Here is a 12,624-nt window from a genome sequence, read left to right as displayed (position 1 = left end):
AGATAATTCGAAGTCTAACATGGAACCGCATAAATAATATGACGACGTCCACATTTTTATCCTGCTATTGTGTCTGAATTATCCGCCATACAAGCCATCAAGCGTGGTTGTCAGGAATTGCTGATCGAGCAGGAGCTGGTGGAAAAACTACAGAAATCGGCTCCGCTTCGGATCAAGGCAGGGTTTGATCCTACTGCGCCAGACTTGCATTTGGGACATACAGTTTTATTGAACAAACTGCGATTGTTGCAGGACATGGGACATCACGTTCTGTTTTTGATTGGTGATTTTACCGGCATGATTGGAGATCCCAGCGGCAAAAATACGACGAGACCACCCTTGACCCGTGAGCAGGTTGCCGTCAATGCCATATCGTATACCACGCAAGTTTTTAAAATACTGAGACAAGAGCAAACAGAGGTCGTATTTAACTCAACCTGGATGGATCAATTCAGTGCGGCGGATCTCATCAAGCTTGCTTCTACTCATACCGTAGCGCGTATGCTCGAGCGTGACGATTTTGACAAACGCTATCGTAATAATCAGCCCATTGCCATTCATGAGTTTCTTTATCCCCTGATCCAGGGGTATGATTCTGTTGCGCTCAGAGCTGATCTTGAGCTGGGTGGGACTGATCAGAAATTCAATCTGCTGATGGGGCGTGAGCTGCAAAAACATTATGGACAGACCCCGCAATGTATCCTGACCATGCCATTGCTTGAAGGACTGGATGGTGTGCAGAAAATGTCCAAGTCGCTCAATAATTATATTGGTGTTGCTGAATCACCGACAGAAATGTTTGGTAAGTTGATGTCAATCAGCGATACGCTTATGTGGCGATATCTGGAGCTGTTGTCATTTGAAACGTTGGAGACAATACAGCAATGGCGCAGCGACGTTACCCAGGGGCGTAATCCTCGGGATATCAAAGTGCAGCTTGCACTGGAAATTGTTACGCGTTTTCATAGCCAGGTGGATGCAGATAAGGCATTGGTGGATTTTGAAGCACGCTTTACCAGAGGTGCGCTGCCTGATGAGTTGCCAGAAAAAATGCTGCATATTACTGGAGATGCCATTCAGATTCCGCAACTCCTTAAGCTTGCTGGGTTGACGGCAAGCACCAGCGAGGCCTTGCGTATGATTGAGCAGGGTGGAGTCAGACTGGATGGAGGCAAGATTAGTGATAAAACTATCGCTATCCCGCTCAATGCGACAGTAACCATCCAGATTGGAAAACGGAAATTTGCAAAGGTTACCCTCTTGCCAGAAAAATAGGGTGCCCAGAAAACAGTTCATACCATAAGCATGAAAAAAAAACTGACAGAAACTGAGGTAATTTCCCAATCACAACTACAGCCGCAAGACTTTGAACATGCCGTGGCCGAACTGGAGCGTATTGTTGTGGCGATGGAAAGTGAACAGATGAATTTGCAGGAATCACTTTCTAACTACAAGCGTGGGATGGAGTTGTTACAATATTGCCAGAAGACGCTGGAAAACTCACAACAACAAATCAAGATATTCGAAGCAGAGATGCTTAAAAATTTTACGGTTACGGAAAGTAATGAGTGCTGATTTTACGACTTGGATGAATGCTTGTCTTGCGCAAGTTGAAGTATGTCTGGATAAACATCTTGCCACAGTAGATTGCGCGCCAGCACGCTTACATGAGGCAATGCGTTACGTCGTACTGGGTGGGGGTAAGCGAATACGTCCTTTGTTGTCACTTGCCGCCGGCGAATTAAGCGGAGCGGATCAAGACCGCGCAGTGCAGGCTGGAGTAGCAGTTGAGCTAATTCACGCATACTCTCTGGTGCATGATGATATGCCCTGCATGGATGATGATACTTTGCGGCGAGGCAAGCCAACTTGCCATATCCATTATGACGAAGCAACCGCACTACTGGTGGGTGATAGCTTGCAAAGTCTGGCTTTTCAGATATTGGCGCAACCTGGTTTGACACAAAATCCAGACAAACAACTGGAAATGATTGAACAGCTTGCGATAGCCGCAGGTTCGCGTGGGATGGCCGGTGGTCAAGCGATCGATCTGGATAGTGTTGGTAAAACATTGAGCCTGGCAGAGCTGGAATTCATGCACATCCATAAAACTGGCGCACTAATTCGAGCTGCAGTCATACTGGGGGCGTGTTGTGGTGATGGGTTAAATGTCTCTCAAATCAAGCAACTCGATCATTTTGCAAAGTGTATTGGTTTGGTATTTCAGGTGGTGGATGATATTCTGGACGCAGAAGCGACGACGGATACGCTGGGAAAAACCGCTGGCAAGGACGCGGAGAACAATAAACCGACGTATGTTAGTATATTGGGTGTCAAACAAGCGCGTAAACTGGCAAAATCAATCCACCAGGACGCCTGCCAAACCCTGGACAAGCTTGGAGCAGATGCTACCCGTCTGCGACAAGTGACCGATTTTATTATCGAGCGTGAATTTTAAAGCGGCTCTGAAGAACAGTTTGCAGTTGTCCCGTATCTTTTGCCTTCCATCCATTTCTACTAAGTTTTTTCTTGATCCTGATGTATCCATTACTTGATCGTGTCGAAATACCCGCACAGTTACGTGCCCTGAAACGTAGTCAATTACCGCAGCTTGCCACCGAGCTGCGGCAATTCTTAGTGGAATCTGTTGCCAGTACTGGTGGGCATTTGTCGTCTAATCTTGGTACCGTTGAATTAACAATTGCCCTGCATTATGTATTCAATACGCCCTATGACCGATTAGTCTGGGATGTCGGTCATCAGACCTATGCACACAAAATATTGACTGGCCGTCGTGCCGGAATGGAGCGATTGCGTATGTGCGGTGGAATTGCCGGATTTCCGCGACGTGATGAAAGCGAATACGATACCTTTGGCACGGCGCATTCGAGTACCTCCATTAGTGCCGCATTGGGCATGGCGGTCGGTGCGCAGATCAGCGGTCTGAAGCGTCAGTCTATTGCCGTAATTGGTGATGGGGCAATGAGTGCTGGTATGGCCTTTGAGGCGCTGAATAATGCCGGGGTGATGGACACTAATTTGCTGGTGATTCTGAACGATAACGACATGTCGATTTCGCCACCGGTGGGCGCACTCAACAATTACCTGGCCAAGCTGATGTCTGGTCGATTCTACGCAACTGCGCGACGTGCGGGAGAGCGGGTTCTAGGTGTGGTGCCCTCAATGCTGGAGCTTGCCAAGCGTGCGGAAGAGCATGTCAAAGGAATGGTTACGCCAGGAACACTATTCGAAGAATTTGGTTTCAACTATATCGGCCCAATTGATGGACACGATCTCGATATTCTTTATGCCACTCTGAATAACATCAAACAACTGGAAGGCCCTCAATTTCTTCACATCGTTACGCGCAAAGGTAAAGGATACAAGCCGGCTGAAGAAGATCCAATTTTGTACCATGGTGTAGGGAAATTTGATTCTACGCAGGGTATTGTTCCCAAAGTGGTGGCAAAGAAATTATCGTACACTCAGATTTTTGGTGATTGGCTATGTGATATGGCTGCGCGTGATCCGCGTCTGATTGGTGTTACTCCGGCTATGCGCGAAGGCTCTGGGTTAGTCAGGTTTTCAAGTGAATTTCCAGACCGCTATTTCGATGTTGGCATTGCTGAGCAGCATGCGGTTACTTTTGCCGCAGGTGCTGCCTGTGAGGGATTAAAGCCGGTTGTTGCCATATACTCAACCTTTCTACAGCGTGCCTATGACCAGCTGATTCATGATGTTGCCATTCAGAATCTGCCGGTGGTATTTGCGATCGATCGGGCTGGGCTGGTCGGGGCTGACGGACCCACGCACGCGGGCAGTTTTGATTTAACCTATCTGCGTTGCATTCCGAATATGACAGTCATGACCCCTGCGGATGAAAATGAGTGCCGACAGATGTTGTATACCGCTTTTCAGTTAAAAACTCCAAGCGCTGTGCGTTACCCGCGTGGTACGGGTTCGGGTGTTAACGTCGAGCAGGAAATGCAGGCTATTCCGATTGGATGTGGAGAAATACGCCGCCAAGGTAAGCAAATCGCATTGCTTGCATTTGGCAGCATGTTATCGCCTTGCCTGGAAGCCGCCGAAGTGCTGAATGCGACGGTTGCAAACATGCGTTTTGTTAAACCGCTGGATCAAGCTCTGATCGAATCTCTGGCAGCGGAACACGAGCTGCTGGTAACAGTCGAAGAAAATACTGTTATGGGTGGTGCGGGGAGCGCAGTTCTCGAATATCTTGCAAGTCGAGGTATCATCGTGAACGTGATTCAACTGGGTTTGCCTGATAGTTTTATTGACCAGGGCGATCCGGAACAAATGCTCGCTGATTGTGGGCTGGACAAGCGTGGTATTGTGCAGGCCGTTCAACAAAGGGTGACTGCCAAGACTGCTGGTGGTTAAGAGTCATGAGGAAATAAGTGTTACACCTATGTATGAATGACTCTTTAGCTGGTTGTTTTGTTAGGAGTAGGCAAAATAGTTTTCAAATATGCTGGTTAGTTACTAACCGGTGGAGAGTGCCATGAATAAACAGATTGATTTACCCATCGCAGATGTACAAAACTCTGCAGATACGCGGCGCATTGCTATTGACAGAGTGGGCATCAAGGCCATACGTCACCCGGTAAGAGTGGGGGATAAGAATGGTGGTGTGCAGCATACGGTAGCATTTTTTAATATGTATGTTGACTTACCCCATAATTTCAAGGGGACGCATATGTCCCGCTTTGTGGAGATTCTCAATAGCCAGGAACGTGAGATCTCGGTAGAGTCGTTCGAAAGTATCCTGCGAGCCATGGTTGCCAGGCTGGAATCAACTTCCGGGCGTATCGAGATGACGTTCCCCTATTTTGTAAATAAGGCGGCCCCAGTGTCGGGTGTGCAAAGCCTGATGGATTATGAAGTTATGTTTGTTGGGGAAATCGACCAGCCGGATAGTCAATATACCTTTACCATGAAACTGGTTGTACCGGTTACCAGTTTATGCCCATGCTCCAAAAAGATATCGGATTATGGCGCGCATAATCAGCGATCCCATGTCTCGATTGCCGTTAAAACCAATAGTTTTGTCTGGATCGAGGATATTATCCGAATTGCTGAGGAGAACGCTTCTTGTGAACTGTTCGGCCTGCTTAAGCGTCCTGATGAGAAATATGTTACGGAAAAAGCTTACGATAACCCCAAATTTGTAGAAGATCTGGTACGCGATATTGCCGAGGTATTAAATCGAGACAATCGGATAGATGCCTATGTGGTGGAATCAGAAAACTTTGAGTCTATTCATAACCACTCAGCCTACGCGATGATTGAACGTAATAAGCAAAAATCCCGGAATCCACGATAACTTTGTTTCCTCCTTGAAATTATTGCAGCCAAGGGCGTGCTGAGCCAGAGGCGTTCCCAGGCTTTGGAGTTTCAGGGCATCTCTAAAAATCCATATTTCGTTACAATATGTCGCAATTCACAAAAAATATCTCCTGATATATCAATCTTTGCTGCGCCTTGTTTAAAGGTTGCTGTCGTTGCTGTCAATGGATCTACTGCCAGCCCCCGTTCTTTTTAGCAGAATACGAACTCAATTTACTGTCCTGAAAGGAGCGACCTTTATATTGCTGGTAGAATTTCAAGTGCGTTGCGTCTCTGTTGTATTCTCCAGAAATTTCTGAAGAGGTTGAGAGCCATATCCAAACGGAACCCGACACGGAAATTTTGATCATACCACCATGAAATACATAGCTTTCCTTGTTGTTTTATCGTTACTTTTTCCGGGTTCGGTTTTTGGACAAATGCTGCCTGATCTGGGTGACGTTTCGCAAGCAACGATTACTCCCCGCCAGGAACGTCAGATTGGGTTGCAGATCATGCGTCAGATTCGCGCAGATCCGAGCTATCTTGATGATTCTGAGGTAGCTGATTATCTCAGCAGAATTGGCACCAGACTGGTGGCCGTATCTGATCGCTATGTGGTTGAGCATTCATTTGAATTTTTTGCACTCAACAATTCGGAAATCAATGCGTTTGCGTTGCCAGGAGGTTTCATGGGGTTTCATAGTGGGCTGATCACAGCTGCACAGAGTGAATCCGAACTGGCCGGTGTCATGGCGCACGAAATCGCACATGTCACGCAGAAACATCTGGCCAGAATGATCTCTGGTAATCAATATACCGGGATGATTGCTTCGATTGCAGCGTTGGCCATTGCCATTTTAGCCTCACGATCCAATCCTCAGGCTGGCTCAGCAGTGATGGCCGCCACGCAGGCCGGGCTGATTCAGTCACAACTGAATTTTACGCGCAAGCACGAGAAAGAGGCCGACCGCATAGGATTCGATATGTTGATCAAAGCGGGGTTTGATCCACATGGCATGGCTTCATTTTTTGAACGCATGCAACATGCCAGCCGTTATCATGAAAATAGCGCGCCTTCATTTCTCAGAACTCATCCGATAACGTATGAGCGGATTGCTGATATTCAGAATCGGGTTCGTGAAGTGAGTTATCGCCAGGTACCCGATAGCATAGAATTCCACCTCGTTCGCGCCAAGCTGCGTGCTCTGCAGGGGAGCGCATTTCAGAAAGTATCGGAGTTTGAAGTGCGGCTGCAAGACAAGCGCTACATTAACGAGACTGCGGAGCGCTACGGCCTGATTCAGGCGCTACTCCGCGCCAGGCAATATGGGCGAGCTGAAAAAGAGTTGAATGTGCTTTATCAGACTGTTCAGTCCGATCCCGCCGCTCAGCTGCTCAAAAACCACAGGCTAGGCAAACCTATCCAGATAGTGGGGGATTATATACAAGCTGCAGCCATGATCGATACCCTCGCTTCGCGGGTTAAATTTGAGAATGGGCAGATTGAAGATGCTTTCAAACTTTATCAGACTGCCCTGGCAGCTTATCCCCATTACCGCGCTCTCATTTACGACTATGCCGACGCGTTACTGCGACATGGCCAGCCACAAACGGCGCTCGATTTCGTCAGGAAGCAATCGCAATTTATGCGCAACGATATCAGACTTCACCAGCTTGAAGCACGTGGTCATGAGGCAATGGGTAACCGTTTGCTACAACATCAGATGCAGGCCGAAGCGCTGATTCTGGAAGGAAAATACAAGCAGGCAATCGGGCAGCTGGAAATTGCGTTACGCCAGAAACACGAAAATTTCTATCAGCTATCGAGTGTGGAAGCGCGTTTGCGGCAATTGAAAGAAGCGGTTGCTGAATTTGAAAAAAATAAATAGGCATCATTTAACGCTTGCATTTCGATATTCCATTTGCTGTACCTGATTCTGTCAAAACGCTGGATTTTTAGCAGAAACGATTAATCCAACTAAGGCGTTATTCTTGCCACAAGAAAAAACAAAACATGTTAAAAAAAATTATAGTTATCATTGTCTTGCTGGTAGCCGTTTTTTATGGCTATGCTTTCTTCAGTAATGATACCGATCCTGTTCAGTATAAATCCGGGCAGGTTGATCGTGGCAAACTGGTACGCACAATTTCCGCCAATGGTACGCTTACCCCGCTGGAGCTGGTCGAGGTTGGTACCCAAATTTCCGGTACGGTTACCCGGATTTACGCTGACTTTAATGATCAGGTAAAAACAGGCCAGATACTGGCGGAACTTGATCCGGCATTGCTCAATGCCCAGTTGCAGCAATCCGCCGCCAATCTAAAAAGTGCGCAGACCAATCTGTCCCTTGCTATCAATAAGCTGTCGCGTAGTCGTCAACTGGTCAAGAAAGGATTTATTTCCGGTGAAGCCCTGGATGAAGCCGAGCAGCAGCTCAGGGCTGCCCGTGCACAGGTTGAGGTCAATCAGGCGCAAGTTATGCGGGATCGCGCCAATCTTAACTACAGCGTCATCCGCTCACCGATTTCCGGTGTGGTGGTGGCGCGTGATGTCAATGTTGGACAAACCGTAGCCGCCAATTTCCAGACACCCACACTGTTTCAGATTGCACGGGATCTGCGGCAGATGCAGATCAACATCAGTGTTGCTGAAGCTGATATTGGACAGATCCATATAGAACAACCTATTGCCTTTAGTGTAGATGCCTTTCCAGAACACAAATTTTCTGCCGTCGTCAAGCAAATCCGTTTAAATCCCACTATTCAGGAAAATGTAGTGACTTATAACGTAGTCGCAACCGTGTTTAATGAAGACGGCAGTCTATTGCCTGGGATGACCGCCAACGTGCGTTTTATCGTGGCTGAAAAACCGGAAGTACTCCGCATTCCTAACGCGGCACTTCGCTACAAACCTGCTCAGGACAAAATGGGTGGGAGTATAAGCCTACAACCTGGCTACCGACTGGTTTACCGGTTGGACAACAATCTGCCTGCTCCCATTCAGATTCGGACAGGTATAACGGATGGCAAGCTTACCGAAGTGCTTTCGGGTGAACTGGCAGAAAATGACTTGCTGGTCATTGAAGCGATCTCTGCCAGGCAAAAGAATGACAAGCCAGCGAGCAATATCCGGTTTCGGATGTTCTGATGAATACGTTAACCAGCTTATCTGATCAGGTTGAAACCCCTGAGCTTGCAACCGTCGTTCTGGTTGAGAATCTTTGTAAAAGCTATTATCTGGATAGCGCGAACGAGCAGCCTGCCGAACTCAGAGTACTGATCGACATCAATTTCAGTATTGCATCGGGTGAATTTGTCGCCATCATGGGGCACTCCGGCTCCGGTAAATCTACCTTGATGAATGTGCTCGGCTGTCTGGATTCACCATCGAGTGGACATTTCTGGCTGGGCCAGCAAGACGTTGCCACTCTGACCAATGACGAACTGGCAAATGTACGCAATCGTCAGATCGGATTCGTTTTTCAGGGGTTCAATCTGCTCAGACGCATGACGGCGCTCGATAATGTAGCGGCTCCTCTACTGTATGCCGGAGTGGGTCGCAAGCAGGCTCGTCAACGTGCCATGTCGCTTTTGGAGCAGACTGGGCTGGGTGGTTTTGCCATGCATCATCCCAACCAGCTCTCCGGGGGGCAGCAACAACGGGTCGCGATCAGCCGTGCACTGGTTAACCAGCCACAACTTATTCTGGCAGATGAGCCCACCGGCAATCTGGATACGCAAACCAGCCACGAAATCATGCAGCTATTTGATCGACTCAATCGTGAAAATGGCATCACCATTGTGATCGTAACGCATGAAGATGATATTGCCGCCTGCGCCGGTCGTTTGATCCGTCTGAAAGATGGACGCATTATTGAAGATACTGCAACCCATCATTTGAAGAACCCCGCGATGCTCGCCAGACAATGAATCTGTTAACCATTTTTAGTGAAGCAGTACGTGCGCTGCAAGCCAACCGCCTGCGTACTTCACTGACCATGCTTGGGATGATTATTGGTGTTGCCGCCGTGGTATTGATGCTGTCAATTGGTCAGGGCGCGCAAACCAAAATCAATGATGCGATTGCCTCGATGGGTAGTCATTTGCTGATTGTCACACCCGGAGCTACATCCGCAGGTGGATTACGCTTTGGTGGTGGCAGCGTCAAAACCCTTACTATTCAGGATGCACAGGCAATTGCAGAATTATCGACAGTTACCGCCAGTGCGCCAGTTGTCACGGGAACCGCTCAGCTTAATTACGGCGCGAATAATTGGAGCACCTTTCTCAATGGCATCACACCAGATTACTTTTCAGTCAGCAACTGGCAAATGCAGGCCGGCGAAATCTTTACCGAAAGCGATCTGCGTGCTGGGGCGCGCGTAGCTGTTCTGGGAGCTGTCTCGGCAAAAAACCTGTTTGGTGATGATGATCCGGTGGGCGAAACTATTCGTATCGCTGACCGGCCTTTTACCATAACAGGAGTGCTTGCCGCCAAAGGTCAGGCGCTCGATGGCCGGGATCAGGACGACCGGGTATTCGTTCCCCTGACAACTGCGCAACGGCAGATTCTCGGCAATCAATTTCCGGGTGTGGTCAACTTCATGCTAGTGCAAGCTACCTCAGCTGACAGCATGGAAGCCGCGCAACAGGAGATCACCGAATTGCTACGCCAGCGCCACCGCCTGCTTGACGGCATAGAGAATGATTTTACCGTCAACAATCTGACGGCGCTTGCATCCGTTGCTAGCAGCGCAGCAAAAATCATGTCGTGGATGCTGGGGGCAATTGCATCCATTTCATTGCTGGTTGGAGGTATCGGTATTATGAATATTATGCTGGTATCAGTAACCGAACGCACCCGTGAAATCGGCATACGCATGGCAATCGGCGCCAACCGTCGTGTGATCCTGACACAGTTTCTTCTGGAGGCGTTGATGATCTGTATTCTCGGCGCGTTGATCGGTATTTTGCTGGGTATGGGCGGCGCCTGGCTCGTGAGCGAGATGGCTGACATTCAGATTGTGATCACCCTGGGCATGATCAGTCTCGCAGTTTCTTTTGCATCCATCATCGGTATTTTCTTTGGTATTTATCCGGCCAGAAAAGCCTCATCACTCAAACCAGTTGAAGCCCTCCGTCATGAATGAGGTTTGACTCTTCACACAAAGCAGGCAGAGATTTTAGTCAGGTCTGGTCTGGTTTGTTGGAAGATGACATCACGGCAAGCAAATTTTCCAGTTGCTGTATTTCCGGCAGGCATCGTCTACCCTCGCATACCCAGGCACCAACCTTGCCATCGACTGGCAAGGGTTTGTTGATGTTATCCGGTAGATTAGTCAATTCTGCTGACAGGGTAACTATCACAGCACGCAAAGTGTGAGGCTGTAACGTTGACCGCCAGGTTGACAGTGCTGTTTGCGCGCCTCGTAAAATCACAATTCTCGGTGGAGTCAAGAATTCTTCGAGTGCGATCACCAGGCTGCAATGGGTGCCCGGCTGTTGCGCCATTCCACCCGAGAATAGCTGCAGGGCGCGCTCTGCAGCCTGCAGATAACGCGGCTCACCAAGAAGATAACCCAGCCGCTGCAGCGCAATGGTAGCCATTCCGTTGCCGGCAGGAATGGCGTTATCGTGCCCTGTTTTGCTGCGATGAATCAGTTTTTCATGATCATGACTGGTAAAGAAAAAACCACCAACTGCCGGATCTTCGAACTGATCGAGCAGCATTTCTGCCAGTATCGTCGCAAAATCAAGGTCACTCTGGCGAAAATTGATTTGCATCAGACTGAGCAATCCGTCCAGTAAAAAAGCATAATCATCCAGATAGGCATTCAAATGCGCCTTGTCATTCTTGATGGTCGCAAGTAATCGACCGTCCCTCCATAGCCGTTGATGGATAAAATCCACAGTCTGTTCCGCCAGAGTGACCCAGTCTAAACGCTGAAATACCTGTCCGGCCCGCGCCAGTCCCTTAATCATGAGCGCGTTCCAACTGGTGAGAATCTTGTCATCCCGGTCAGGCCGAACGCGCTGTGCACGTGCCAGTAACAGCTTCTCGCGGGCAGATTCAACCTGTTGCCGCAGAAACAGCTCGCTTAGCTGATGCTGACTGGCAATTGCCGCAATCGATTGAACGACTTCCAGATGCCAGAATGTATGTTCGAAATTGGGTGGGCGATCCAGGCCATAGTAAGCAGCCGTGACGGTATATTCCTCTGGAGTCAGAATGGCCTGAATGGCTTCCCGTGTCCAGACATAGAATTTGCCTTCGTGCCCTTCTGAATCCGCATCGAGCGACGAACAAAATGCCGCTGAATCTTGATCATCCCGAGAAACCCACATTTCCCGGACAGCCCAGGCAATGGTTTCCTCCACCACTTGCTGGAACAGGGGATTTTGGGTCAATAACCAGGCATCGGCATAAAGCGGCAGCAAGAGCGCGTTGTCATAGAGCATCTTCTCGAAATGCGGAATGCGCCAGTAACGATCGGTGCTGTAGCGGCAGAATCCACCACCAAGTTGATCGTAAAGCCCGCCAGTAGCCATTTTTTCAAGTGTGTGGGTGACGAGTTGCAAGGCATCGCTATTGCCATCGATAACAAAACGCTTCAGACAAAATGCCAGTTCAGCCGGGTGCAGAAATTTGGGGGCGTCACCAAATCCACCAAAAGTACTGTCATGCAGCTGGCGCAGGCGTATCCATGCATCCTCGATCGGCTGGTGAGAGTGGAAAAAAGCAGCGTCAGGAAACGAAGTATCCTGAGCAGGTAAAGTCTGGGTCAGTAATTTCAGCAAGGTATGGTTTTGCTGCGCGATATCTGCCTGTCGCGTGTGAAAAAACTCGGCTACTCTCGGTAGCAGATCGACAAAGCCGTGCATGCCATGGCGTGCGGTTCGGGGAAAATAAGTGCCTGCAAAAAACGGAATCTGATCAGGGGTAAGAAACATCGTCAATGGCCATCCACCGGAGCGGTGGTTAAGCATGTAATGCGCCTCCTGGTAAATCTGGTCGAGATCAGGCCGTTCCTCGCGATCCACCTTAATATTGATAAAGTGGGCATTCATAATCGCGGCTACTTGCGCCTCCTCAAAAGACTCATGCGCCATGACATGGCACCAGTGGCATGCCGAATACCCGATCGAGAGCAGAATCGGTTTGTTTTCGGCACGCGCCCGTTGCAGGGCAGCTTCCCCCCAGGGGTGCCATTCCACCGGGTTGTCAGCGTGCTGCAGCAGGTAGGGACTGGTTTCCCCGGCGAGGTGGTTAGTCAC

10 protein-coding genes are annotated in these 12,624 nt (G+C 49.0%); 9 read left to right on the top strand and 1 reads right to left on the bottom strand.

The genetic code is table 11. The annotated features are described in order from the left end of the window. The first annotated feature begins 69 nt into the window (after positions 1 to 69). The 9 genes from IPG31_07640 (at position 70) to IPG31_07600 (ending at position 10,499) form a co-directional block, all read left to right on the top strand. On the top strand, positions 70 to 1,275 hold the full coding sequence (locus IPG31_07640; protein ID MBK6618229.1) for a tyrosine--tRNA ligase: 1,206 nt from the start codon (positions 70 to 72) through the stop codon (positions 1,273 to 1,275). 30 nt (positions 1,276 to 1,305) lie between these two features. Next, the gene (locus tag IPG31_07635) at positions 1,306 to 1,575 is read left to right on the top strand and encodes an exodeoxyribonuclease VII small subunit (GenBank protein MBK6618228.1); all 270 of its coding nucleotides are present in this window, start codon (positions 1,306 to 1,308) and stop codon (positions 1,573 to 1,575) included. After that, complete coding sequence (locus tag IPG31_07630; protein MBK6618227.1) at positions 1,565 to 2,458, top strand: polyprenyl synthetase family protein; 894 nt, start codon at positions 1,565 to 1,567, stop codon at positions 2,456 to 2,458. Before IPG31_07635 ends, IPG31_07630 begins: the two co-directional genes overlap by 11 nt. A gap of 80 nt (positions 2,459 to 2,538) precedes the next feature. Next, positions 2,539 to 4,401: a 1-deoxy-D-xylulose-5-phosphate synthase gene (gene dxs / locus IPG31_07625; GenBank protein ID MBK6618226.1), complete on the top strand. Its 1,863-nt coding sequence runs from the start codon at positions 2,539 to 2,541 to the stop codon at positions 4,399 to 4,401. Positions 4,402 to 4,522: 121 nt separating this feature from the next. Beyond that, a complete protein-coding gene (locus IPG31_07620; GenBank protein MBK6618225.1) occupies positions 4,523 to 5,344 on the top strand; it encodes a GTP cyclohydrolase I FolE2 in 822 nt (273 codons plus the stop codon). Between the two features lie 379 nt (positions 5,345 to 5,723). Next, positions 5,724 to 7,238, top strand: coding sequence for a M48 family metallopeptidase (locus tag IPG31_07615; protein ID MBK6618224.1), 1,515 nt, complete (start codon positions 5,724 to 5,726; stop codon positions 7,236 to 7,238). Positions 7,239 to 7,363: 125 nt separating this feature from the next. Further along, complete coding sequence (locus tag IPG31_07610; protein ID MBK6618223.1) at positions 7,364 to 8,497, top strand: efflux RND transporter periplasmic adaptor subunit; 1,134 nt, start codon at positions 7,364 to 7,366, stop codon at positions 8,495 to 8,497. Then, complete coding sequence (locus tag IPG31_07605; GenBank protein MBK6618222.1) at positions 8,497 to 9,279, top strand: ABC transporter ATP-binding protein; 783 nt, start codon at positions 8,497 to 8,499, stop codon at positions 9,277 to 9,279. Before IPG31_07610 ends, IPG31_07605 begins: the two co-directional genes overlap by 1 nt. After that, complete coding sequence (locus tag IPG31_07600; GenBank protein ID MBK6618221.1) at positions 9,276 to 10,499, top strand: ABC transporter permease; 1,224 nt, start codon at positions 9,276 to 9,278, stop codon at positions 10,497 to 10,499. Before IPG31_07605 ends, IPG31_07600 begins: the two co-directional genes overlap by 4 nt. Positions 10,500 to 10,536: 37 nt before the next feature. On the opposite strand, the gene IPG31_07595 is transcribed toward IPG31_07600, so the two are convergent. Further along, positions 10,537 to 12,624 (bottom strand): thioredoxin domain-containing protein, encoded by a 2,088-nt coding sequence (locus IPG31_07595; protein MBK6618220.1) that lies wholly within the window; start codon positions 12,622 to 12,624, stop codon positions 10,537 to 10,539.

Source organism: Nitrosomonas sp. (assembly GCA_016703745.1).
Taxonomy (GTDB): Bacteria; Pseudomonadota; Gammaproteobacteria; order Burkholderiales; family Nitrosomonadaceae; genus Nitrosomonas.
This window is presented reverse-complemented; position numbering and strand designations above follow the sequence as displayed.

Bases quoted from the DNA above. Each gene is read 5' to 3' on its own strand.
- IPG31_07635 (MBK6618228.1), top strand. From the start codon at position 1,306: ATGAAAAAAAAACTGACAGAAACTGAGGTAATTTCCCAATCACAACTA.
- IPG31_07630 (MBK6618227.1), top strand. From the start codon at position 1,565: ATGAGTGCTGATTTTACGACTTGGATGAATGCTTGTCTTGCGCAAGTT.
- dxs (MBK6618226.1), top strand. From the start codon at position 2,539: ATGTATCCATTACTTGATCGTGTCGAAATACCCGCACAGTTACGTGCC.
- IPG31_07620 (MBK6618225.1), top strand. From the start codon at position 4,523: ATGAATAAACAGATTGATTTACCCATCGCAGATGTACAAAACTCTGCA.
- IPG31_07615 (MBK6618224.1), top strand. From the start codon at position 5,724: ATGAAATACATAGCTTTCCTTGTTGTTTTATCGTTACTTTTTCCGGGT.
- IPG31_07610 (MBK6618223.1), top strand. From the start codon at position 7,364: ATGTTAAAAAAAATTATAGTTATCATTGTCTTGCTGGTAGCCGTTTTT.
- IPG31_07605 (MBK6618222.1), top strand. From the start codon at position 8,497: ATGAATACGTTAACCAGCTTATCTGATCAGGTTGAAACCCCTGAGCTT.
- IPG31_07600 (MBK6618221.1), top strand. From the start codon at position 9,276: ATGAATCTGTTAACCATTTTTAGTGAAGCAGTACGTGCGCTGCAAGCC.